22 protein-coding genes are annotated in these 23,995 nt (G+C 62.1%); 10 read left to right on the top strand and 12 right to left on the bottom strand.

Annotated features, from left to right (window positions below; translation table 11 throughout):
• Positions 1-6: 6 nt before the first annotated feature.
• The gene (locus P6U25_RS22600; RefSeq protein ID WP_407152582.1) at positions 7-1,182 is read right to left on the bottom strand and encodes an MFS transporter; all 1,176 of its coding nucleotides are present in this window, start codon (positions 1,180-1,182) and stop codon (positions 7-9) included.
• Between the two features lie 188 nt (positions 1,183-1,370).
• Here P6U25_RS22600 and P6U25_RS22605 point away from each other — a divergent pair, with 188 nt between their 5' ends.
• On the top strand, positions 1,371-2,195 hold the full coding sequence (locus tag P6U25_RS22605) for an AraC family transcriptional regulator (RefSeq protein ID WP_407146977.1): 825 nt from the start codon (positions 1,371-1,373) through the stop codon (positions 2,193-2,195).
• A 301-nt stretch (positions 2,196-2,496) separates the two neighbouring features.
• On the top strand, positions 2,497-3,501 hold the full coding sequence (locus P6U25_RS22610) for a YihY/virulence factor BrkB family protein (RefSeq protein ID WP_407146978.1): 1,005 nt from the start codon (positions 2,497-2,499) through the stop codon (positions 3,499-3,501).
• A 110-nt stretch (positions 3,502-3,611) separates the two neighbouring features.
• Here P6U25_RS22610 and P6U25_RS22615 read toward each other — a convergent pair whose 3' ends face one another.
• Entirely contained in the window at positions 3,612-3,830 is a 219-nt protein-coding gene (locus tag P6U25_RS22615; RefSeq protein ID WP_407146979.1) for an RNA polymerase sigma factor, read from the bottom strand.
• An 817-nt stretch (positions 3,831-4,647) separates the two neighbouring features.
• On the opposite strand from P6U25_RS22615, the gene P6U25_RS22620 reads away from it, so the two are divergent.
• Together P6U25_RS22620 and P6U25_RS22625 are read left to right on the top strand one after the other, a co-directional pair.
• The gene (locus P6U25_RS22620) at positions 4,648-5,451 is read left to right on the top strand and encodes a nucleotidyltransferase domain-containing protein (protein WP_407146980.1); all 804 of its coding nucleotides are present in this window, start codon (positions 4,648-4,650) and stop codon (positions 5,449-5,451) included.
• Positions 5,441-6,163, top strand: a complete 723-nt coding sequence (locus P6U25_RS22625) for a metallophosphoesterase (RefSeq protein WP_407146981.1) — start codon at positions 5,441-5,443, stop codon at positions 6,161-6,163. Before P6U25_RS22620 ends, P6U25_RS22625 begins: the two co-directional genes overlap by 11 nt.
• 138 nt (positions 6,164-6,301) lie before the next feature.
• On the opposite strand, the gene P6U25_RS22630 is transcribed toward P6U25_RS22625, so the two are convergent.
• The 9 genes from P6U25_RS22630 to P6U25_RS22670 form a co-directional block, all read right to left on the bottom strand.
• Positions 6,302-6,742, bottom strand: coding sequence for a CBS domain-containing protein (locus P6U25_RS22630; RefSeq protein WP_407146982.1), 441 nt, complete (start codon positions 6,740-6,742; stop codon positions 6,302-6,304).
• Between the two features lie 172 nt (positions 6,743-6,914).
• A complete protein-coding gene (locus P6U25_RS22635) occupies positions 6,915-7,118 on the bottom strand; it encodes a hypothetical protein (RefSeq protein WP_407146983.1) in 204 nt (67 codons plus the stop codon).
• A gap of 263 nt (positions 7,119-7,381) precedes the next feature.
• Complete coding sequence (locus P6U25_RS22640; RefSeq protein WP_407146984.1) at positions 7,382-8,314, bottom strand: sugar-binding protein; 933 nt, start codon at positions 8,312-8,314, stop codon at positions 7,382-7,384.
• A 94-nt stretch (positions 8,315-8,408) separates the two neighbouring features.
• On the bottom strand, positions 8,409-9,491 hold the full coding sequence (locus P6U25_RS22645) for an ABC transporter permease (protein WP_407146985.1): 1,083 nt from the start codon (positions 9,489-9,491) through the stop codon (positions 8,409-8,411).
• A complete protein-coding gene (locus tag P6U25_RS22650; RefSeq protein WP_407146986.1) occupies positions 9,491-10,255 on the bottom strand; it encodes an ATP-binding cassette domain-containing protein in 765 nt (254 codons plus the stop codon). Before P6U25_RS22650 ends, P6U25_RS22645 begins: the two co-directional genes overlap by 1 nt.
• Before the next feature lie 203 nt (positions 10,256-10,458).
• Positions 10,459-11,808, bottom strand: a complete 1,350-nt coding sequence (locus tag P6U25_RS22655) for a carbohydrate porin (protein ID WP_407146987.1) — start codon at positions 11,806-11,808, stop codon at positions 10,459-10,461.
• A 101-nt stretch (positions 11,809-11,909) separates the two neighbouring features.
• Positions 11,910-12,971 (bottom strand): ABC transporter permease, encoded by a 1,062-nt coding sequence (locus P6U25_RS22660; protein WP_407146988.1) that lies wholly within the window; start codon positions 12,969-12,971, stop codon positions 11,910-11,912.
• Positions 12,968-14,494 carry a sugar ABC transporter ATP-binding protein gene (locus P6U25_RS22665; RefSeq protein ID WP_407146989.1) on the bottom strand — a complete coding sequence of 509 codons (1,527 nt, stop codon included), beginning with the start codon at positions 14,492-14,494 and terminating at the stop codon, positions 12,968-12,970. The genes P6U25_RS22660 and P6U25_RS22665 overlap by 4 nt, the downstream gene beginning before the upstream one ends.
• Positions 14,495-14,557: 63 nt before the next feature.
• Positions 14,558-15,523, bottom strand: coding sequence for a sugar-binding protein (locus P6U25_RS22670; protein ID WP_407146990.1), 966 nt, complete (start codon positions 15,521-15,523; stop codon positions 14,558-14,560).
• Between the two features lie 252 nt (positions 15,524-15,775).
• Between P6U25_RS22670 and P6U25_RS22675 the strand changes: the two genes are divergently transcribed.
• The 6 genes from P6U25_RS22675 to mmsB all read left to right on the top strand — a co-directional run bounded on the left by P6U25_RS22675 (position 15,776) and on the right by mmsB (position 22,936).
• Positions 15,776-17,053, top strand: coding sequence for an ROK family protein (locus tag P6U25_RS22675; protein ID WP_407146991.1), 1,278 nt, complete (start codon positions 15,776-15,778; stop codon positions 17,051-17,053).
• Between the two features lie 79 nt (positions 17,054-17,132).
• The gene (locus tag P6U25_RS22680; RefSeq protein ID WP_407146992.1) at positions 17,133-17,891 is read left to right on the top strand and encodes an SDR family NAD(P)-dependent oxidoreductase; all 759 of its coding nucleotides are present in this window, start codon (positions 17,133-17,135) and stop codon (positions 17,889-17,891) included.
• Positions 17,892-18,071: 180 nt separating this feature from the next.
• Complete coding sequence (locus P6U25_RS22685) at positions 18,072-18,959, top strand: SMP-30/gluconolactonase/LRE family protein (protein ID WP_407146993.1); 888 nt, start codon at positions 18,072-18,074, stop codon at positions 18,957-18,959.
• Between the two features lie 63 nt (positions 18,960-19,022).
• On the top strand, positions 19,023-20,096 hold the full coding sequence (chvE, locus tag P6U25_RS22690; protein WP_407146994.1) for a multiple monosaccharide ABC transporter substrate-binding protein: 1,074 nt from the start codon (positions 19,023-19,025) through the stop codon (positions 20,094-20,096).
• A 75-nt stretch (positions 20,097-20,171) separates the two neighbouring features.
• Positions 20,172-21,749 carry a multiple monosaccharide ABC transporter ATP-binding protein gene (mmsA, locus tag P6U25_RS22695; protein ID WP_407146995.1) on the top strand — a complete coding sequence of 526 codons (1,578 nt, stop codon included), beginning with the start codon at positions 20,172-20,174 and terminating at the stop codon, positions 21,747-21,749.
• The gene (gene mmsB / locus P6U25_RS22700; RefSeq protein ID WP_407146996.1) at positions 21,746-22,936 is read left to right on the top strand and encodes a multiple monosaccharide ABC transporter permease; all 1,191 of its coding nucleotides are present in this window, start codon (positions 21,746-21,748) and stop codon (positions 22,934-22,936) included. Before mmsA ends, mmsB begins: the two co-directional genes overlap by 4 nt.
• A gap of 104 nt (positions 22,937-23,040) precedes the next feature.
• Here mmsB and P6U25_RS22705 read toward each other — a convergent pair whose 3' ends face one another.
• Positions 23,041-23,733 (bottom strand): hypothetical protein, encoded by a 693-nt coding sequence (locus P6U25_RS22705; protein ID WP_407146997.1) that lies wholly within the window; start codon positions 23,731-23,733, stop codon positions 23,041-23,043.
• Positions 23,734-23,995: the final 262 nt, after the last annotated feature.

The raw sequence follows: 23,995 nt of genomic DNA on the forward strand, positions 1-23,995 counted from the left end.
GAGACGCTAGCTCCGTCGTGCGGTGGGCCGACATGAAAAGCCAATGAGTGCCAACAAGGCGGCGAGCAACGGCGCGAACGACAGCATCAGGACAGTCGACCAGCCGAACGACGACAGCAACCCGCCCGAAAGGAAGGAGCCGACCGTCATCGTTCCGAAGACCACGAAGTCGTTGAGCGACTGGACGCGCGCCTTTTCCTCGGGACGATGGCACTCCAGAACCATGGCCGAAGCGCCGATGAAGCCGAAATTCCAGCCGATCCCGAGCAAGCTCAACGTCGCCCAGAAATGGACGACATCGATCCCAAGCAGGCCCACCGACGAAGAGGCCGCGATGAGCGCGAGGCCGACGGCGACGACAGCGGAGGCGCCGAACCGTGTGATCAGACGGCCGGTCCAAAAGCTCGGGGCGTACATCGCGATGACGTGCCACTGCAGACCGAGATTGGCCGATTCCTGCGACAGCCCGCAGAACTTCATCGCCAGCGGGGCTGCCGTCATGAGGAAGTTCATCAGCAGGTACGAGACCACGCCACAGATCACGGCCAGGATGAAACGCGGCTGCCGGGCGATGACGGCGAGCGGCCTTCCGGCGCTTGGATGAGCTGCAGCCAGCGGAGGAAGCTCAACGCCCGCCAGAATGACCGCCGAGAGCGCGGCAACTGCCGCCTGGCCGACAAACGTCGCAGCAAAGAGGTAAGGCGTCCACAGGTTCATGGTGTGCGTCACAAGCTGTGGACCGATCACACCGGCGAACACACCGCCAGCCATCACGGCGGAGAGCGCACGCGGACGCCGCTCCGGTGCTGCGCAATCGGCCGCCGCAAAGCGAAACGAGAGCACCACTGCCGCATAGACGCCGCCAAAGAAAGTCCCCGCGCAGAATAGCCAGAACGACGCGCGGAGCACTGCGAGCAGCGCAATCAAGCCCGCGAGGACCCCGCTGCCTGCACCGAGCAGAAATGTTGGACGCCGGCCATACCGCTGCGCGATAGCGCCCGCCGGCAGCGTGCACAGGGCCATGCCGACGACAAAAACCGAAACCGGCAGCGTCGCAAGCGCCTTGCTGGGCGCCAGCATGTCACCGACCACGGCTCCGGTTGCGTAGACCACGGTGGAATTGGCGCCCGCGAGGGCCTGGGCGACTGCAAGCCTTACGACGTTGCTGCGCTCTCGGCGAATGGCCGTCGGCGCCTCATGGCCGAGAGCGGAGAAATTGAAGTTCACGCTGCCGCTTGCTCCACTGGTCGATTCCATCCGTAAGACGTGGCCGGCAAGACCTGTGGCGGGTCCACCAGGCCGTGGTTCACGCGTCAGAGTAAGAACAAAATCGTTGGACTTTTCCCTCTACAGAATGCCAATTTATATCGATGAAACGTCACATATCGCCGGGGAATACTGGCTGGAAGACCGTCGAGGCGCCGCAGGGCCTTGGCTCGCCGAAGCCTTTGATCGTTCGCGTGCAGTCGCTTCCCGCGAGAAGCTACTTCGCCGAACACAGTCACACCTGGAATCAACTCGTCTACGCGATCTCGGGCGCGCTCACCGTGAACGCGGATGCACGGAGCGTGGTCATTTCTCCGGAACAAGCCGTCTGGCTGCCGGCCGGCACGAAGCATTCGGTCGGCTCCCTCATGGGAGCGGAATTCCGGAGCCTCTGGGTCGCCAACGATGCCAGCCGAGACATGGCTTCCGAGACGACGGTCATCCAAGCGTCCCCGCTCCTGCGGACCCTGATCGTGGAAGCCGCGTCGCTGAAAAGGGAGGATCGTCACTACGCCGCTCGCGTGATCGGACTCATCCTCGATCAGTTGCGGCGGGCGACGCCCATCTCGGGAGCGCTACCGTGGCCCACCCACCCTGGCCTGCTGGCACTCTGTGAAACCCTCTACGCCGATCCTGCGAATCCCCGCCACGCTGACAAATGGGGGCGTGAGATCGGCATGTCCCCGCGAACATTGACGCGGCACTTTGAGCGCGAAGTCGGCATGAGCTTGCGCGCCTGGCGCCAACGTGTTCGCCTGTTCAAGGCTATCGAATTGCTGGGCAGCGAACTGCCGATCACGGAGATCGCGTTGCGTCTCGGCTACTCATCGGCCTCGGCATTCATATTCATGTTTCGCTCGGAAATGCGCATCAGTCCCCTGCAACATCGACGCAACCTAAGCCGCGCAGCCAGCAGAGGGACCTCATAGAGGCATCGATCCGGACCGTCATTGCGAGCCACCCGGTCGGCGCGAAGCGCCGCCGGATGACCGGCTCCGCGAAGCAATCCACCGCGCCGCATATGCGGAGGAATGGATCGCTTCGTCGCTTCAGCGCAAAATTGCTTTGCAATTTTGTCGCGAGCGCCTCGCAATGACGGTATACCGGGTTGAATAAAGGAACTGCGCCGCTCCGACGATGGTTACGTCTCGGGAGAGTCCCATGGCTAGCAGGGTCAGCGCGCCGGCTCCACGAAGGAACGACGAGGGTTGGAGCGCCGCCGCGGCGCTCGTGCTGCTGGCCGCGGGCTTTCTGATGGGACGTCTTGTGTCGTCGGGCTGGCAGATGCTTCCAGCGCAACGGGGCGGCGATCGGGACACTTCCGCCATCGGCCCAGAGACTGGCATTCGCGGCCGATCGACGAACTCTCCAGCAGGGTTTCCTGCCGCGGTGTGGAAGGACATCCTGCTGCGGGTTTATGGCAATATCGGCCAGCATCGCATCCTCGCGCTGGCCGCGGGCATCACCTACTACAGCATCCTCGCGCTCTTCCCCGCCATCGCGGCACTCGTCGCCATTTACGGAATGTTCTCCAATCCCGCCAGCATCGCCACACAGCTCGACGGCGTTGTGGGGCTGATGCCGGGTGGCGCAATCGACGTGACGCGCGAACAGCTCACACGCGTCGCCTCAGGAGAACACCACACGCTCGGCCTGACATTCGTCGTCGGCCTCGCTGTCGCGCTCTGGAGCGCGAATGCCGCGACGAAAGCGTTATTCGACACCCTGAACGTCGTCTACGGCGAAGAGGAGAAGCGCGGCTTCCTGAGGTTGAATGCGGTCTCTCTTGCGTTCACCGTCGCGGCGATCGGGTGCGGTCTTCTGGCCCTCGGTGCTGTCGTCGTAATACCGGTGGCATTGAACTACCTGCCGCTCTCGAGCTCCGCCGATCTTCTCATTCGTCTCGCGCGCTGGCCAGCTCTGGTCGCGGGCCTGGCGCTGGCTCTCGCCTGCGTCTATCGCTTTGGACCCAGCCGCAAAGCGCCATATTGGCGATGGATCACGTGGGGAAGCGTTGCAGCGGGCTTGCTCTGGCTTGTCGCGTCGGCGCTCTTCTCCTGGTACGCGGCAAACTTCGGCACCTTCAATCAGACCTACGGCTCGCTGGGCGCGGCCATCGGGTTCATGACCTGGCTCTGGATCTCCGCCATCGCGATCTTGCTTGGCGCAGAGCTCGACGCCGAGATCGAGCACCAGACGGCGCGCGGCACTGGGACGGGGACTGCAAACCGCTGAAGAGCGCGCGCGGTGCAGAGGTCCGACTCCACCAATGCGATCAGAGATCGTCGAGCCAGGTCCGCAACAGGCCGTTATCCCGAAATCCTAGCAGCCGCCCAAATCACCGACTAAGCCGCGGTCTGCCTCTCGCGCAACCGCGCGATCTTCTGCCGCGCTCGACTGATTCGGCTTTTGACGGTGCCGATGGGAAGGTTGAACGTGTGGGCCAGATGCTCGTAGGAGCAGCGTTCGTTCAAGAAGGTTGTTAGCAAACTGCGTTGCTGAGCCGGCACTGCGTCAAGTTCGGCCTCGGTGAATTCGTCGCTCGAGTCAGCAGGCTTGGTCATTGCACTACGTCTCCCTTTCTCGAGAACATAATGCCGGTCCCTCGATTGGTGCGGCCCTCGGAGCGTCGATCTTCATCACAGCGTGCCGACGCCGAACAAACGGACCGGCAACTGGATCTCCCGTCTGAGCCGCCGGGCCTCCGCGGATGATGAAGTGGACGCGGATATTCACCTCCATCTCGTCCGCAGGATGAGGCCCGGTCTTATCGAGCTCCGTCATCACCGCAAGGGCGATGGCAGCGAGGTCTCTAATAGCCCCTCGAGCCGACGCGATACTGGCACCGACCGCCAACGCTCAAAAGCGAGTTTTCGCATTGCCATTCTTCTTGTTTCATCTGGGGCAACAATGCGTGACCTACCCGCGGGTTCCTAAGCCACCTCGGGCTTGATTGGACACGGCGCGCCCAAGGAACCCTCTAGGCAGTTGCGGTTGGTTTCGCGGGGTGTGCTGTCCGCGGATGGTGATCGTGCAAATAGACAGCAAGACTTAGCCGGAGGGCTTCGTCACCTGCGACGGCATCCTCAAACAGATGCTCCTGCACGTCGCGCGGCATATCGGCCCAGGTACGCAGTGCAGCACGTCCGAGGACCTGCGCAAATCGTGTCGCGTCGCTCATTGCTTCACTACCCAATCTTAGCCGAAAGGCCGGCGCCGAGCGTATTGCCCACTCAACCGCCTCCCTCCCCGGGAATAGGATCTTGTTGGAACGCTGAGGATAAACGCTCGTTCCCGCTGCACGGTCGATTGGCCGGAACTCACCTAGGAACGTCTGTCTTCCGCATCGATTTGCACAGCAGGAGATGGAGGCGCCAACGCATGCGGTCTCGCGGTGAGGCACCGGACTCGAGAGCAGAACCCACGGCGGAGGCCGAGGGGTACCGGCGTGCAAGTCTCGCACAGGCGGAGCGGTTTTATGCCGAAGTCCTGTCGGATCTGCTCAAGGCTCGGGTCCGGTTCCTGGTCGGTGGCGGATTCGCCGTGAACGCCTATACGGGCGCGCGTCGTCCGACCAAGGACCTCGATATTTTTACGACCGCGGACGAGTTGCCCCGCCTGCTCGGCTGCCTGCAGCAGGGGGGCCGCACTGCATCGATGGTGGACGAGCGCTGGATCGGAAAGATCCACCATGGGGCCAATTTCGTCGATATCATTTTTGGTTCGAGCAACGGCCTCGTCCCGGTCCAAGCCCAATGGTTCAAGTACGTGCGAGAGGCCTGTGTGCTTGGGCATAGCGTGCCTCTGATCAGCCCCACAGAGCTCATCTGGTCCAAAGTCTTCGTTCAGAAGCGGCAGCGCCACGATGCCAGCGATATTGCCAACGTCATCTTGATACAGCGCAACGATATCGACTGGCACCGCCTCGTTGCTTACGTGGACAAGCATTGGGAGGTTCTGCTTTGCCATGTGCTGAGCTTCCGCTGGATTTACCCCAGCGAACGGGACGCCATCCCAGAGTGGCTGCTCGATGAGCTCCTCGATCGCCTGGAGCGACAGCGCGAGCACGCGGCGCCCGGCGCCCGGATCTGCCGCGGCCGACTGCTGTCCAGCTCCGACTATCGGATCGCCGTCGAGAAGTGGGGCTTTCTGGATGCAATAGGTGAACATGGCAATGACAGGTGATGCCAACTCATTCACATTTGCGGGTATCGGCGACCTTCACGTCAAGGACAATCAGCCGACCTCGCTTCGCGACATGTTCGAGGAGATATCAAAGCGCGCCGGCGCGCTAGTCCTTTGCGGCGATCTCACCGACACCGGAACGCCGACGCAGGCTGCACTTCTGGCCAAGGAGCTGCGTGCCTGCGCGATCCCGGTGATTGGAGTTCTGGGTAACCACGATTACGAGTCTGGGCATGCGGATCAGGTGAAGCAAATCCTGTGCGATGGAGGCATGCGCCTGCTTGATGGCCAGGTCACCGAAGTGGACGGGGTGGCGTTCATCGGTGTTAAGGGCTTTGCCGGAGGGTTTGGGCCACGAATGCTGAGTTCTTTCGGTGAACCGGCCATCAAGACCTTCGTCGCCGAAGCCATGAACGAAGCGATGCGGCTGGAAAACATCATGCGGACCGTCAACAGGGAGCGCGTCGTTGTGATCTTGCACTACGCCCCGATTGTCGAGACGGTCGAGGGTGAACCATTGGAGATTTATCCGTTCCTCGGGTGTTCGCGCCTCGCAGAGACGATCGATCGATTCAAGGTAAGCGCGGTCGTGCATGGTCACGCCCATCGCGGCAGGTATGAAGGTCGCACGCCTGCCGGAGCGCCGGTGTACAATGTTGCCAGGTCAGTGTCGAAGCCCTCGGCTCTCCCCTATGCTCTCGTGTCCGTCTGACGAATCCCGCCGGCCACAGACATGCGGCTGACTGAGACAGTCCCATAGCGGCGTCCCGGCTTCCTCCTTGCGCGCGAACTCTCGCCGCAGGTGGAAGCGCCCGCGGCAATAAATCGCGCTCGCGAAAGCACAGACCCGTTAGGCAGCCGCTGAACTCTGGTTGTGCTGCTGGCTCGGGCGAGCGATGCCGTGCAGCGCCTTCGCAGTCCCTGCTGAATGGCGCGCCAAGTCGCTGAGCGATACAATCCCAACCAGGCGCTTGCTCCGGTTCATGACGGGCAACCGCCGCACCTGGATCTCACTCATGTTCGCACAGACGTGTGCTATGTCCTCGTCTTCGAAACAGAATTTCACTTCTTTGCTCATCGCGTCGCGGACCTTGGCGTCCGGCCCCTTGCCCTCAGCGATGCAGCGCACTGCAATATCGCGGTCGGTGATCATGCCCACGAGGCGGTCGCCCTCGCCGACCGGCAACACACCGCAGTCGCAAGCTTTCATCAGTTTCGCTGCGTGTTGGAGAGTGTCGTTGGGATTTACGAGCTTCGCGTCGCGCGTCATCACGTCGCTGATCTTCTTCATGGTTACCTCCGATGCCGCGTTACCACCGGCAAGTCTTGCTGATGCGGTGGCGTCGTCGATTGACAGGTCAACTCAACTTTAACGGACGCGATGGTGACGCGTTCCAAAAGGGGACAGGGACGCTACTGATGCCAGACGCGAAGTCGCAAAGCAGTTCCTCGCGAACCCGGCGCTACCGCTGTGGGGGCGTCTGTATCGGGACGCCGGGCGCGCGATCGAGCGGCGGATGGGGCTTCGCCAGCCCGATCGTGCCCGGTGGCGTGTCATTGCTGGCCACGCGCGTGTTGACGTTATTCAGCGTGAGTATGGTTGCGGTGACGCATGCGATCGCGAGGGCGACAGCGAAAAGGACCAGTGCCGTTCGATGACTGTTCATCACACTCACCTCCAACGGAAACTGGCATAACGAACCGCAGCGAATTTGGGTTCCCGGCCAACCTGCCCAAGGTGCTTCGATCCTACGAAACGAGGGCGGCCTCAACGGGAGGCGAACGAGAAACGTTGGTGCTTCAAGCCGGATCGTCGACACCAGACAATCCGGCGAGGAGCACCTCGTCCACGTTTGGGTGGATGCTCCCCGTCAGGCTTCTTCCTGGATGGATGAAAGGCGTGCGGAAACCGTCGTGGCCGCGAACGTTCCTACTTCAACATCTTCGCAACGTTGTCCTTCGTCACGATGTCGAGGCCGGTGTAGATGATCTCCGGCACCTTCTGACCTTTCTTGATGGCCAGGAGCGTATCCATCGCCTTTTCGCCCATCTCGAACGGACGCTGCCCGACCAGCGCATTGGCATAACCCTCGTTCAGAAGCTCAAGCTGCATCTTGAGGGTATCGGCCACGACGAGCGTGAACTTGCCCGCATCGATGTCCTTCTTGCTCTTGCTGGCGAATGCCTTGAAGCCTTCCGGCGCGAACATGGGCCAGCCGCCGACCGGGACGATCGCCGCGAGGTCAGGTGTCGCGGTGCGCAGATCCGTCATCTGCTGTACGCCAAGCGCGGGGTCGTCGTTGCAGAACGTCGGCGAGCCCGGGACTTCGGTCCACTTCGAACCCTTGAGCGCTTCGCGGACGCCGTTGACGCGTTCGGCCAAATTCTCCGCACCCGGCCCGCCCGAGACCATCGCGTACTTGCCGCCACCGGGCCGAAGCGCCAGCAATTGCTTGCCAAGCGCGACGCCGAACTCCTTGTTGTTGGTGCCGATATAGGCAATCCGCTTCGAGCCCGGCGCGTCCGCGTCGAACGTGATGACGGGAATGCCGGCGGCCGTTGCCGCCTCGATCGACTTGGTCATCGCGGCCACATCGGCAACCGAGATCGCCAGGCCATCCACCTTCTGGGTGATGAAATCCTGGATGATCTGCGCCTGCGTCGCCGGCTCGTGCTCGACAGGGCCTTTATAGACGCATTCGATGTTGCCCAGCTCCTTGGCACGCTTCTGGCAGCCGTCGCGCGCGAAATCGAAGAACGGATTGTTCATGGCCTTGGGAACGATCACGAATTTGTAGCTCTGGGCGAACGCTGGCGTCGCCATCATGGCAACTGCGATGCCGACAAGAAGTACCTTCTTCATTGCTTCCCTCCACATTTCTTGTGCCTATCCCTTGCAGTCAGCGGGCTCCGGGAGGCGGATAGACGAACATGATGATCCTCCGGGATGAAACTCCTTAAGCCATGCGCGAGCGGAGGCGATCGACCAGCACCGCCGCGATGATGATCACGCCCACCAGAGCCTGCTGCCAATAGGAGTTGACCTGCGCGAGCACGAGGCCGTTGCGGATCACCTCCAGCAGGGCGCAGCCGACGATGGCCCCGAGCGGGCCGCCGACGCCGCCGGCGAGATTGGCGCCACCTATGACGGCGGCGGCAATGACGTTGAGCTCGTAGGACGTGGCCATGTTCGCGGGCGCCGATCCCAGCCAACCGGAGACGATGATCCCCTGCAGTCCCGCTGCGAGCGCGCAGATCACGTAAACCTCGATCTTCACGCGCACGACAGAAATGCCGGTCAGCGCAGCCGCCTTCTCATTGCCGCCGAGCGCAAAGACGTGACGGCCGAAACTGGTGTGATGCAGCACGGTCGCCATCACCACCGCGAGGATCACGAGATAGACGAACGGCGCGGGCATGCCGAACACGACGCCCGATGTCAGCGCATAGAAATAATCGGCGTCGGGGCCGCCGGGAAAGCTGCCGCGGCCGTTGGAGACCACGTAGCCGAGGCCGCGCACGATCGAGAGCATGCCGAGCGTGGTGACGAAGGGCGACAGCTCAAGCACTGCGATACAGAAGCCGTTGACGAGGCCGACCAGCAAAGCAACGCCGAGCCCCGCCAGGACCGAGACCAGCAGGATCAAACCGGGGACATTGGCGATCACGGTCTTGCCGTCGGCCGCCAGGTGCACGAACCACTCCGCCCCGGGCGCGCCCGGTGTCGAGAGATGCGTCATGACCATCGAGGTGATCATCGCGGAAAAGCACATCATCGAGCCGACCGAGAGATCGATGCCGCCGGTGATGATGACGAAGGTCATGCCGAGCGTGGCGATGGCGATGAAGGAAAAGTTCTTCGCCACGTTCTGCATGTTGCCTTCAGTGAAGAAATAGGGGCTGGCGAAGTTCATCACCACGAACAGCGCCACCAGCGCGAGCAGGACATATCCGGTCTGCGAGGCAAAGAAACCGGTCTGCCACCATTTGGCCTTGCCGACATTGCTGAAGGTGATGCGAGATTCCAGGGGGGTGGCCATCACGCAGTCTCCTTCGCTCCCGTGATGAGGGAGGTGACTTCCTCGGGGCTGGTCTCGCCGATCGCCTTGTCGGCGCGCTTCTCGCCGCGCCGCATGACGACGACACGGTCACAGACCGCGAACACGTCAGGCATGCGGTGCGAGATCAGCATGACCGCGACGCCCTGCTCCTTCAGTCGATGGATCAGGCTCAGAACCTGCTCGACCTGGCGAACCGAGATCGCGGCTGTCGGCTCGTCCATCATCACGAGCTTCGCATTGGAGAGCCGCGTCCGCGCGATCGCGACCGCCTGACGCTGGCCGCCCGACATCTGCTTGACGAGGTCGTGCGGACGGGTCTCCGAGCGCAGTTCTCCAAACAGCTCCAGCGCCCGCGCCGCCATCGCCTTGTGATCGAGAAAGGCGAACGGACCGAGCTTGCGCTTGAGCTCGCGGCCGAGGAACACATTGGCTGCCGCCGTGAGGTTATCGGCAAGCGCAAGGTCCTGGTAGACCACCTCGATTCCGACGGCGCGGGCATCGATCGGACGGGTGAAATGAACCACCTTGCCGTCAAAACAAATCTCGCCGTGACTCGGCGGGAAATTGCCAGCGATGACCTTGACCAGCGTCGACTTGCCGGCGCCGTTGTCTCCCATCAAGCCAACCACCTCGCCGGCAAAGATGCGCATGTCGACGTCGTGCAGGGCGCGAATGGCGCCGAACTCCTTGCCGATGCCCTTCAACTCCAGGACCGGTTGTCCGGCAGCAGGAGGGGTTACCATGGTTGGCCTCGTTCAGACGGGCTGGTTGACCAGCGATGTCCAGATATTTCTGGTGTCCCGAACGCGGTTGCGGATCGAACCCAGGCGCATGCGCGGTCGCCGAGCGAACCCTCCCTCGCGAGGATTGCTCGACCCCGGCATGGCCCATCCCTCACACCGCGTCAGGGTCGCTCAGTGCTTTGACCCGGACGGCTACCGTCGCATCAGAAGTGAACCTCGGTGCGCATACCAAGGACCACGGCATTATCGGTCTTCACGCCGGCTCCATTGTACCCGCGCCCGCCGGGATTGATCACATACTGTGCGTCGAACTTGAGGTTCATCCAGCCCGTCGCCTGCCATCCGTACCAGACTTCGATCGGAACTTCGTTGCCGCCCGCATTCGGGGTGAGAGCGGCAGAATTCACGTGGGTCGTGCCCACCGCGAAGCCGACTTCGTCGTCCGGGCGCCAGGAAAACGTTCCGGTGTGCTTGAAGCCCAGGGCGATCTGGTAGTCCTGGAACGACGTCCGGTGATCGGCAACGGTCGTGTTGAGGAAGGTATACCAACCTTGCGCCTTCGGACCCTCAACGGTCAACCGCTGCAGGATCGACTCATAGAAGCCATAGCGGCCTCGTTGATCGCCCAGATTCTGGTCCGGGACACCGCCGACGCCCGGGATGGTCGTGATGATACCCGGGAGGCCACCATCAATCGTCGACGCATCGTCATACCAGCCGCCGAATCTCCAGGTTCCGCTCAACGGACCGCTCGGCGCCCAGACCAACTCCACCGGCACCAGCACGCCGGAGGCCCGGCTCGAGCCCGGCACGCCCGGCAAGAAGTAAACGCTGGAGTCTGAGGTCGTCAGATAATTCGGATTGGCGTCATAGACACCGACCGACAACGTCAATTCCTTGGCAAAGTTGTAGTGGACCACACCGCCCCATTGGCTCACCGGCCAATTATAGATGTAGCCACCCTGGATATTGCCAGGCTGACCGCCGCAGAAGGTCAGGTTGATGAACTCGCACAAACCGAAGAAGAAGTCGGAGCCCACCGGAAGACGGCCGCCCTTGATTTCAAGGTGATCGTCGAAGAACTTCTGAGAGTAGTAGAGTTGGGTCAGGCGTAGAATATTGCCGCGGCCGAAGACTTCGTTGGTCAGTTGCAGGGCCGGAATGCCCGCCTCGCTGTTCAGATTGTCGCCGAAGCGGTCGACCAGCGTAAGGCCGACCGTGCCACCGGGGATACCGGCAAGCTTCCCCATGTCCAACTTGGCCCCGAACCACAACTGTCCAGCGTTGGCCGCGGTGTTCCTGCTTCCTCCCGACAGGTTGCCGACGGATTCATTGCCCAGCGTCAGGCCGATATCGATGCCTTGTTCCTTCAGCTTGGTTCTGCCGAGATCGCCGAACAGATACGGCCTTGTCCAGAAATCGTCGGTCTCCGCATAAGGAAGAGGCGGAGCTTTCGTCAAAAGATCAGCGGCATATGCCCCACCGCTCAACAGGGATGACAAAGCAATCCCCACGCCGCACAGACGTGCCGCGTTTACAGACCTATGCAACATTTTTGCACTCCCAGCGTCCCCGGCTTTGTCCTTTTTTGTCACGTTCCGGCCCAAAGCCCTGCAGCCTGGAACGCGCCCCGTAGATTTCCTGTATTGCGCTCTCATGCATGGTCGCCCGTTCTCGTTGGCAACGCAGTTGCTCCACGCGGCGACGCGCTCTGCTTTTCTTGCGCAGGCGTAGATCTCGGCGCCGTTCGAGCCAGCCCAGCCAGCGCCATCTTTTGCCGCCGACGGGCCTGCAATTGCTGATCCGCCAGCACACCGAGCAGAATCACCGTCCCCATCACCGCGAAGTTCAGCGAATTGGGGATGCCCAAGATATTCACCAAGTTCTGCAGCACCTGCAGCAGCGCCGTTCCCAGCACGATGCCTAGAATAGAGCCCTCCCCCCCGCGCAGGCTGCACCCGCCGAGAACGGCGGCCGCGATCGCATAGAGCTCGTAGAAGTTGCCGAACGAACTCGGAGAGACGGAGTTGGTGTAGAACACGAACAGCACGGTCGAGACGCCGGCGAGCCCGCCGCTGATGATATAGGCCGTCGCAATCACGATATTTGTGCTGATGCCGGAGAAGCGCGCCGCTTCCTCGTTCTTGCCCACCGCATAGAGCCAACGCCCGTAGACCGAGCGGTGCAGCAGCACGCCGAGGATCAGCGCCAGGATGATCAGGAAGATGAAGGTGTTCGGGATGCCCGCGATATTGCCGGAGGCGATGTTGCTCAGCGTGCTCGCCTCGTCACCGTAGCCGAAGCCGCGCGTCGAATCGCTCGTGTAGTAGCGCGCGACACCGCGATAGATCAGCAATCCGCACAAGGTCACGATGAAGGGCTGCATCTTCAGCCGCGTGATCAGGAAACCCTGGATGCCTCCCAGCGCCAGCCCGCCCAGCAGGACCAGCAACAGCGCGAAGGGCCAATAGATCTGATACGTCGTCAGAAGGTCGACGAAGACGACACCGAGCAGCGCGAACATCGAGCCGAGCGAAAGATCGATGCCTCCGGTGATGATCACGAGCCCCTCACCGAGAGCGAACACACCGAACAGGCCGATCAGATTGGCCATGTTCAGCAGGTTCACCAACGACAGAAAGGCCGGGTTGATCGCGCCTGTGATGGCGAACACCACCACCAGAAGCAGAAATAGGCCCAGTTCTTTCTTCATCATGACGCAGCGGCTTCCATGGTTTCCAGTGTCTGGCCCATCGCAAGCCGCAACACGTTGTATTCGCTGAACTGGTCGCGCTCGAGCACGCCGCTGATACTGCCTTCGTGCATCACTGCGACCCGGTCGGAGACGCCGATGACCTCCTCCATGTCCGAAGAAATCATCACGATGGCGACGCCCTGGTCGGCGAGCTCGCGCATCAAGGCGTAGATCTCGCTCTTGGCACCGACATCGATGCCACGGGTCGGCTCGTCGAAGAACATCACTCGCGGCTGCATCGAAAGCCATTTGCCCAGCACGACTTTTTGCTGGTTGCCGCCGGAGAGCGTCACGGCCTCGATATCGATGCTCGGCGCCTTTATGGACAGGCTCCTGGCCTGTTGCTTTGCGACCTTGCGCTCGGCCGCGCCGCTCACCAGCCACATCCGCGCATAGTTCAGCAAGTTCGCGAGCGTCACGTTCTCACGGATCGGCAGCTCCAGCACCAGCCCGGACTTCTTGCGGTCCTCCGGCACCAGATAGATCCCTTGCCTGATCGCGTCCCGCGGTGAGGCGACACCGACCGGCGTGTTGTCGATCCTGATCTCGCCACCCAGCAGCGGGTCAATGCCGAAGGCCGCGCGCGCAAGCGAGGTGCGACCTGCGCCCACCAGCCCTGCCAAGCCAAGGATCTCGCCGCGCCGCACGGACAGGTCAATCCGCCGGTCGGGAAAGGCTGATGTCACAAGGCCGGCGATATCGCAGCCGCCGGGCTGCGGTGGCCGCATCGGCGGCGTATACAGTGCCTTCAGGTCGCGGCCGATCATCAGCCGGATCATGGCGGCATGGCTCAGCTCGTTCCGCGCCAGCTCCCCGACCGTGCGGCCGTCGCGCAGCACCACGACGCGATCAGCGCAGGTCATGATCTCGCCGAGCCGGTGAGAAATATAGATCACCGAGATGCCGTGCGCCTTCAGGTCGGCAATCACCTCCAGCAGCCGTTCAGTCTCGGAAATCGTCAGACTGGAGGTCGGCTCGTCCATGATGATCACACGGGCGTCAATCGAGAGTGCCTTGGCGATCTCCACCATCTGGCGCTCGGCGATGGACAGGTTGTCGACCAGCGTGTCCGGCGTGAAATCGGCGCCCAGCCGCTCCAGTAGCGGCGTCACGCGGGCGCGCATCTCCGCGTTGTCAACCAGCTTCAGCGGACCGCCGGTGAGCTTCTCGCGCCCGATGAAGACGTTGGCCGCGACGTCGAGATTCTCGAACAGGTTCAGCTCCTGATGCACGAAGGCGATGCCGGCCTGCGTCGCCTCATTCACCGTCATCCGGGCGTGGTCGTTGCCGCCGATACGGATCACGCCCTCGCTCGGCGCGATCACGCCGCCCAGCACGCGCATTAGCGTCGACTTGCCGGCGCCGTTCTCGCCGATCAGGCCCAACACCTCGCCGCGATACACGCGCAGGTTGACATCATCGAGAGCCTTGACACCGGGATACGTCTTGCTGATCCCGATGAGTTCGAGCAGCGTCTCTGCCATTTAGCGGTTCCTCCGGCTCATCGCCCGGCAGCTTGCGGCAGCCGGGCGATGAGCATGCTGATGTTACTTCTTCAGCAGCTCCTTCAGATTTGCCGTGAACTCGGCGACATTGGACTTATTGATCACCTTGGTCGGCACGATCAGCTTGCTGTCCGCCGGGATCCAGGACTTGTCGCCATTCAAGGTTTTGATGATGTTGGTAGCGGAGAGGTAGCCGAACTCATACGGCTGCTGCACGACCGTGGATTCGATCGTGCCGTCGGAAATGCCCCGCAGCGTGCGCTGGTCCTCGTCGAAGCCGACGATCTTCACCTTGCCCGCCTTGCCCGCGGCCTTCACCGCGTCATAGATCAGCGGCGTCTCATAGCTCCACAGGCCGGACAACAGCGCAATGTCGGGATATTTGACGAGCACGTTCTCCATGTTCGCCTTGGCCTTGGCGAAGTCCACCTGGTCGGTGAACACGTCGACCAGTTCGACCTTGGTACCGGCAATCGCGTCCTTGATACCCTGCACCCGCTCGCGAGCGTTGTCAGCGTCCATTGTTCCGACGAACAACGCGATCTTGCCGCCGTTCGGCAGCGCCTTCTTGATCTCCTCGCCCGCCTGCCGGCCGGCCGCGACGTTGTCGGTGCCGATATAAGCGAGACGCTTGCTCTGCGGCGCGTCGCTATCCGTCGTGATCAGCACGGTCTTGGCCGCAACCTTGTTGAGTTCTTCGGTTGCATGCGGCGCATCGTCGACGGAGATAGAGATGCCGGCAACTCCACGCACCAGGAGGTCGTCCAATTCGCGCCGCTGGCCCGCCGCCGTTCCTTCGTTGGTAACGATTAGCTCGATATTGTAGTCCGGGTGCTCTTTCTGCGCCTTCTCGAGCCCGCGGCCCGCGATAGTCCAGAAGTCGGCCGCAACATTGGTCACCAGCGCAATGGTCTTCTTTTGCTGTGCCTGCGCCATCCCCGTCGCGATCACGAGCGCGGCTGCGCCCGCCAATAGCGGCGCGATCAATTTTTTCACTGAGTCATTCATGTGCACCTCCCTGTCGACACCCCCAATGAGGGGATTTCACACGCGACGCTTGTTCGCGCCTTATTTTATTCACGTAACTAATAAATTATCGCGACAAAATGTCCAGTCAAGGACGCTCTCCATTGCCACCTCAACCAACAATAGTTTCCCAATGATGCATTTCCGCCACTCTTGCTTCTTTTCCGTACTTTTTGCGCCTGCACTCGAGTCGCTCTCATTGAATAACTTCATCAAATGAACTAAAGGGGACACATGAACGAACAGCCCGAGCCACTGAGACGCGCTTCCAGCCTGGCCCGCGGATCGAATCGTGGCCGGCTCGTCGAGGTCTTGCGACGTCAGGGGCCACTGCCGCGCGTCGAGCTCGCACGCAGCACGGGGCTGAGCTTCCCGGCCATTTCCGCCATCACGTCCAAACTGATGGCGGAAGAACTGCTGTGCGAAGCCGAGACGGAGACGGTGGCGGCAACGCTGTGGCCCGACGATACCGATGAGGAGGACGCGGACGGGCTGAACGGCCGTCGCCGAGGCCGGCCGGCGACCCTGCTGACCCTGAACCCTGAATTTGGCCGCGTCGTTACCGTCTCGCTGCGCATGAATCTGATCGAGACATTGATCGCTGATTTCAGCGGCGCCGGCCTGGCGCAATCGCGACTTGAACTCGCGACGCGCGCGCTCGATGCGGACGCGTTGTGCGATCTGGTGATCGCACAGATCGGCGCCATGCTTGACGCGACCGCCACGCCGCGGCATCGGCTGCTCGGAATCGGAATTGCGCTCCAGGGCATCGTCAACGGCGATACCGGGCGGCAACTGTGGAGTCCGGCACTGTCGGTCACAGACGTCGACCTGGCGAAGCCGGTCCGCCAGTCATTTGGCGTCGAGGTCGTGATGGCGAACGACGCGGTCGCCGTTGCGCTGGCCCTCGCAGCCGCGGAACCGGCGCTGGCGCAGGGCCTCACGGCCACGATCATGGTGGGCCATGGCGTCGGCATGGGCGTCGTCGTCGACGGTGAAGCGCGCTTGGGTGCCGGCGCGGGCAGCGAGATCGGCCATGTCAAGCTGGCGCCGAACGGTCCGCAGTGTCGCTGCGGTCAGCGCGGCTGCATCGAGGCCCATCTCGCCGATTATGCGCTCTACCGCGACGCCCGCACCTTTCTCGACTTGCCGCCGGCAGTGTCGCAGCAACCGTCCGAAGCGCAGATGGCTTTGCTGCGCGAGCGAGCGCGAGGCGGCGATCCCCGTCTTGAGCACTTGTTCCGGCAGGCGGGCCACGCGCTTGCCGAGGCGGTCGCCACGACGATATCAGTGCTGCGCCCGCATCATGTCATCCTGGCGGGTCCCGGCGTGCAGGCCTTCGACATGATGCGTAGTGCCTATCAGGAACGGCTCGATCAGGCGGTGTTGCCATGGCTGCTCAAGTCCACGGCAATATATGTGCGTCCGAGCGAGTCGGCGGCAATTGTCGACGGCATGGTGCGGCGAACGCTAAGGGTCGTGGATCGAAGCCACATGGAGACGACCGAGTGAATACCGGGAGCTGCGGCCCATGCTCAGGGCGCAGCAAACGCAACCGACGCCCTTCAGGCGCCAAATCGAGAGGATGCCAATGCAGGGTGCCACCTATCCAAGCCTCAAGAACCGGACTGTGCTCGTAACCGGCGGCGGTTCCGGTATCGGCGAAGCCATTGTCCGCCAATTCGTCAATCAGGGTTCGCGCGTCAGTTTCATCGACATCGACATCGACGCCTCAAAGCAACTCCTGGCCAGCTTGCCGGCGCACGCGAGTGTGCACTTCGAGCACGCCGATCTGCGCGACATCGGCGCTTTGCGACGCGCGATCGCCGGCGTCCGCGAGGCGCTCGGGCCGATCACCATCCTGGTCAACAACGCGGCCCGGGACGACCGTCACTCGATCGAGGACGTCACCCCCGAATATTGGGACGAGCGGATCGCGGTTAATCTGAAACATCAGTTCTTCAGCGCCCAGGCGGTTGCGCCGGACATGAAGCATGCAGGGGGCGGCGCAATCGTCAATATGGGCTCGGTGAGCTGGGTGATCGGCCAGGGCAACATGCCCTGCTACACCACCGCCAAGTCAGCGGTTCAGGGCCTCACCCGTGCGCTCGCCCGCGATCTCGGGCCGAACAACATCCGGGTCAACTCCATCCTGCCCGGATGGATCATGACAGAGCGGCAGCAGGATCGGTGGTTGACGCCCGAAGGTGAGGCCGAACTCATGCAGCGCCAATGCCTCAAGCGCAAGCTCGTGCCGGACGACATCGCCCGCGTCGTCCTGTTCTTCGCCGCCGAGGACAGCGGCGCCTGCACCAACCAGAACTACATCGTCGATGGCGGCTGGGTCTAACCATAACCGATCCCGGTCAGGGAGCGGCGGCGTCTCGCCGTCGTCAACTTTGATCCGGGGAATCATCCGAGCCGCCGTCCTGCCGAACGGCGCGGCCCGTTCGACTGCCGACAGTCCGGACGCCTGTCGTCACCACACCGGCTATCGCTTCTCGCAGGCGCAAGGAGGCAGGAGACCGACATGATCGAGCATGTGCCGACCTCCGTTCTTTGCGCGGAGCATTGCCATCTCGGCGAGGGCGCGACCTACGATGCGACGACCGACACCGCGTGGTGGTTCGACATTCTCGAAGGTCGGTTGTTCGAGGCGCGTCTTTCAAGCGGCCGCATCAATATTCATCAACTCGGCCGCATGGCGAGCGCCCTTGCACGCATCGATGCGGCGCGCCAACTGATCGCCGCGGCGGACGGTCTTTATATCCGCAACGTCGCTGACGGTGCGACGACCCTCTATCGCCCGCTAGAGGCTGATAATCCCCTCACCCGCTCCAATGACGGACGCGTACATCCCTCAGGAACATTCTGGATCGGCACGATGGGACGCAAAGCGGAACCTCGTGCCGGCACCATCTACGCCCTTCATCGCGGAGAAATCCTGCGCCTCTTTCCCGACATCACCATTCCGAACGCAATCTGCTTCTCGATCGACGGCACGATCGGCTATTTCGCCGACACAGCCGAGAACGTGCTGTACCGCGTGCCCCTCGATCCGCAGACAGGGCTGCCGCGCGGCGCGCCCGAGGTCTTGCTGCGCCACCGCGGCATTGGTGGCCTTGACGGCGCCGTGGTCGATGCCGACGGCCTGATCTGGAATGCCTGCTGGGGTGGCGGCTGCGTCGACGTCTATAGCCCCCAAGGCAGACACCTGCGCTCTCTGCATGTGCCGGCGCGACAGGCGAGTTGCCCGGTCTTCGTCGGACCAAGACTGTCGCAACTTCTGGTCACCACGGCGTGGGAAGGCATGGACGGAGCGGCGCGTGACGCCGATCCACAGGCCGGCTGCACCTTTCTACTTGATATCGCTGCCCGGGGGCGCAGCGAGCCGGACGTCAAGCTTGCAAGCGCGTAAGGGACACCAAGAAATTCCAGCGCGTCAATCGAGTTTTCGAAAAGAAACAAAGGGAGTGAAGAAATGCCGAAGCTAACAACCACATTCGCAACGCTTGTGCTCGCGGGCCTTTCCGCGATCGTACTAGGTAACGCCGCATTAGCCCAAAACAAGCCGACGATCGGGATCGCGATGCCGACAAAATCGTCCGCGCGATGGATCGATGACGGCAACAACATGGTCAAGACGCTGCAAGGGCGCGGCTACGGCACCGACCTGCAATATGCCGAGGACGATATTCCAAACCAGCTTTCGCAGGTCGAAAACATGGTGACCAAGGGCGTGAAAGCCCTTGTCATCGCCGCCATCGACGGCACCACGCTGTCGGACGTGCTCAAGCAGGCCAAGGCCGCCGGCATCACCGTGATCGCCTACGACCGCCTGATCCGGGACACGCCAAACGTCGATTACTATGCGACGTTCGACAACTTCCAGGTGGGCGTGCTGCAGGCGCAATCGATCGAACAAGGGCTCGGGCTGAAGGATGGCAAAGGGCCATTCAACATCGAGCTGTTCGGCGGCTCGCCCGACGACAACAATGCCTATTTCTTCTACAACGGCGCGATGTCGGTGCTGAAGCCTTACATCGACAGCCACAAGCTCAATGTGGTCAGCGGGCAGATGGGCATGGACAAGGTCGCGACCCTGCGCTGGGACGGTGCGACAGCTCAGGCCCGCATGGACAACTTGCTCAGCGCGTACTACGGCAACAAGCGTGTCGATGCCGTGCTGTCGCCCTATGACGGCCTTTCCATCGGCATCATCTCCTCGCTGAAAGGCGTCGGCTATGGCAGCGCCGATCAGCCGATGCCGATCATCAGCGGGCAGGATGCGGAAGTGCCGTCGATCAAGGCGATGCTGCGCGGCGAACAATATTCCACCATCTTCAAGGATACCCGCGACCTCGCGAAGGTGGCAGCCGACATGGTGGATGCGGCCCTCGCCGGCAAGCAGGTCACCGTCAACGACAGCAAGACCTATAACAACGGCGTCAAGGTGGTACCCTCCTATCTGCTCAAGCCGGTCGTGGTCTACAAGAGCAATTGGGAGAAGGTCCTGATTGACTCCGGCTACTACAAGCGCTCGCAATTTGAGTGATGCAATGCCACCGGTGGGCGCGAGACCGCGCCCGCCGGCGGCGCGACGATGCGGGACATTGCGGGACATGATGCGATGACGGCGATGCTTCAGATGCGCGGTGTCAGCAAGGCGTTTGCCGGCGTGCAGGCGTTGCGCGACGTTAGTTTCTCGGTGGAGGCCGGCCAGATCCACGCCCTGGTGGGCGAGAACGGCGCGGGCAAGTCCACGTTGATGAAGGTGCTCAGCGGCGTCTACCCTCATGGTAGCTATGAAGGAACCATCACCTTCGACGGCGAGGAGCGGCGCTTTCGCGACGTCAACGATTCGGAGGCGCTCGGCATCATCATCATCCATCAGGAGCTCGCGCTGATCCCGCTGATGTCGATCGCCGAGAATATCTTTCTGTCGCACCCTCCGGCACGGTTCGGAGTCGTCGACCGCGACGCGGTGTACCGGCGCACACGGGAGCTCTTGGCCCAGGTCGGCTTGCGCGAGCAGCCTGATACGCTCGTCACCGACCTCGGCATCGGTAAGCAGCAACTGGTCGAAATCGCCAAGGCGCTTTCCAAGCGCGTGCGCCTGTTGATCCTGGACGAGCCGACGGCGAGCTTGAACGAGGCCGACAGCACAGCCCTGCTCGACCGCCTGATTGCCTTCCGCGACCAGGGCATCGCCTCGATCCTGATTTCCCACAAATTGAGCGAAGTCGCCCGCGTCGCTGATCGCATCACGGTGTTGCGCGACGGACTCACGGTCGACAGCCTCGACTGCCGGACCGAGCCCGTGGAGGAGCAGCGGATCATCCGCAGCATGGTCAATCGTGATCTCGCCCATCGGTTTCCCGAGCGCGACGCGCGCATCGGCGATACGGTGATGGAGGTCAAAAACTGGTCCGTGCATCATCCGCTCCACCCCGAGCGGCGGGTCATCAAGAATGTCGACTTCCACCTCCGACGCGGTGAGGTCGTGGGCATTGCCGGCTTGATGGGCGCGGGGCGTACCGAGTTCGCCATGAGCCTGTTCGGCCGCGCATGGGGCACCGCGATCACCGGCCGCATCACGCTGGACGGACGCGAGGTCGAGCTGTCCAGCGTCCCGGCGGCGATCGACGCAGGGCTCGCTTACGTCACCGAAGACCGCAAGCAGCTCGGCCTGATCCTGGCCGACGACGTGCGCAAGAACGTCACCCTGGCGAGCCTCGAGCAGGTGGCGCCAAGGTGGGTGATCGACGACATCGGCGAGTTGAAGGCCGCCACAGCCTATCGGAACCGGATGCGCATCCGCTGCTCCGACGTCTATCAGGAGGCCGCGACCCTATCCGGCGGCAACCAGCAGAAGGTCGTGCTGTCGAAATGGCTCATGACAGACCCAAAGGTTCTGATCCTCGATGAGCCGACCCGCGGCATCGACGTCGGGGCCAAATACGAGATTTACCGCATCATCAACGAGCTCGCCGCTGCCGGAAAGGGCATCGTCGTGATCTCGTCCGAAATGCCGGAGCTGCTCGGCACCTGCGATCGCATCTACGTCATGAACGAGGGGGCTTTTGTTGGTGAATTTGCGCGTGATGATGCGACCCAGGAAAAGATCATGCATGCTATCATGCGCAACAAAAGCCTGGGGAACAGGATCAGCGTCAACGACGCGCTTGCGGAGGGAATGAGGCTATGACCGACAAGACGGTATCGCTGCCGGAAGAGCGGCGGCATGCCAGCTTCATCAAGAACAACTTGCGAAACTACGGCATGCTGCTGTCGCTGTTCGCGATCATGCTGTTCTTCGAGCTTGTCACCAACGGCACGCTGCTGCAACCACTCAACCTGACGAATCTGGTGCTGCAGAACAGCTACATCGTCATCATGGCACTCGGCATGCTGCTGGTGATCGTCACCGGCCATATCGATCTTTCGGTCGGCTCGGTCTCGGGCTTCGTCGGCGCGGTCGCAGCCGTGCTGATGGTCCGCTATCACCTCGACCCGCCGCTCGCCTTCCTCGCCTGCCTCCTGCTCGGCGCGGCAATCGGCGCGGCTCAGGGGTATTGGGTGGCCTATTTTGGAATCCCCTCCTTCATCGTCACATTGGCGGGCATGCTGGTGTTCAAGGGCCTGGCGCTGGCGGTCCTGCAGGGCCAGTCGGTGGGGCCGTTTCCGCCGACCTTCCAGAAGCTCTCGTCGGGTTTCATACCTGAACTGCTCCCCGACACCGGCACGCTGCATCCGACCTCGCTCCTGATCGGAGCCGCGCTTGCGTTTGCGATGGTCTACGCCAGCGCGAGAGGCCGCGCGCGGGAGCAGTCGCATGGCATCGAGGTCGAGCCCTATGCACTTTTTGTCGGAAAGAGCGTGGTACTGGCCGGCGTGGTCCTCTACTTCACGTACATGATCGCCTCGCATCGCGGCCTGCCGAACGTGCTCGTCGTCATGACGGCACTGATCGCGCTCTACGGCTTCGTGACGCGGCGAACCGTGGTCGGCCGTCACATTTACGCGGTCGGCGGTAATGCGAAGGCGGCGAAGCTATCCGGCATCAAGACGGAGCGCCTCACCTTCCTGACCTTCGTCAACATGGGCGTCCTGGCGGCCCTGGCCGGGCTCGTCTTCGCCGCGCGCCTCAACACCGCAACGCCGAAGGCAGGCCTCGGCTTCGAACTCGACGTCATTGCCGCCTGCTTCATCGGCGGCGCCTCCGCCTATGGCGGCGTCGGCCGGGTCGGCGGAGCGGTGGTCGGCGCCATGATCATGGGCGTGATGAACAACGGCATGTCCATTCTCGGTATCGGCATCGACTATCAGCAGGTCATCAAGGGGCTCGTGCTGCTGGGTGCGGTGTGCATCGACGTCTACAACCAGCGCAGATGACGAACGGAAACGCACACTGACATCCGCCCGCTCCTATCGCGGCATCGTTCCGGTTATCCCGACCAGCGGCCGGCGCGACCGGCATCAACTGGCCCCAAGCAATGTCAGCCGCCAAACCGCTTGACCAGTCTTGAGCCCTTGGCCGTCTCAATTTGCTGCTTGGTCAAGTCGCTGCCGACGCTCAAGCCTTTCGCCATGAGGTTGCCGTGTAGTGCGGCCGCCTGCTTCTCGTTCATGTAATCGATGTCGACGTGGTCGACACTCATGAGATGACCGAGTTCATGCGCGAAGGCGCGTCCATTCGCGAAGTCATCGCCATACCACTGGACAAAGCTGGCCGGCTCCGGATCGCTATGAAGGTATGAGCCCCCGCCTGCTGGAAGATTTTGAATCGGATTGACCAGATAGATATGGACCGCATTGTCGGGATCATGGCGCAGGCTCAGCACACCCAGCATCCGCTTATCATCGTTGCGGGCGCTCTTGGCCATGTCGAGCGGCTTGTCTATCAGGCAATCATTGATCACGAACGAAATCTTGGCCTTTGACCAGATCGTATTGACCACATCCAGTGCCTTCTTGGCCGCATCGCAACTCCATTTTCCGGGCTCCAGAACACCTTTCTCAGCAAACGGCGTGATGTAAATTCTCAGCGGAATGGACATAAGGTTCTCCAAATTGGATTTCGATTCAATCTTCGTGCGTTCTGGGCAAATGGTGTTGGATAATGATTTGCAGATCAAGCGAGGTGAGCGCCGCACTGACTCCGCATCGCGCAATGCGATCAGGCCCGACATCCGGCCGTAATCATCAGCATGGGAACCTTCGAGCGGTTCTCGCCGGTCTGTCCGATCAAGCGCTGCTAGCCTTCGCCCACTTCACATGCCGCTCGCCGAAACGTGTTTTTCGAACGGCGTGCTCACGGCGCAGTGGCAGGATCGCGCGATGGCTTCAATCACAAGGCATATCAATGCCTTACGCCGCAACTGACAGCAACCGATGACCCCTCATTCGAGCCCGTTGGCCGCCACAATCTTCGCTGCGGGCTTGAACATGTTC

It is taken from the genome of Bradyrhizobium sp. ORS 86, from assembly GCF_045571475.1.
GTDB lineage: Bacteria > Pseudomonadota > Alphaproteobacteria > Rhizobiales > Xanthobacteraceae > Bradyrhizobium.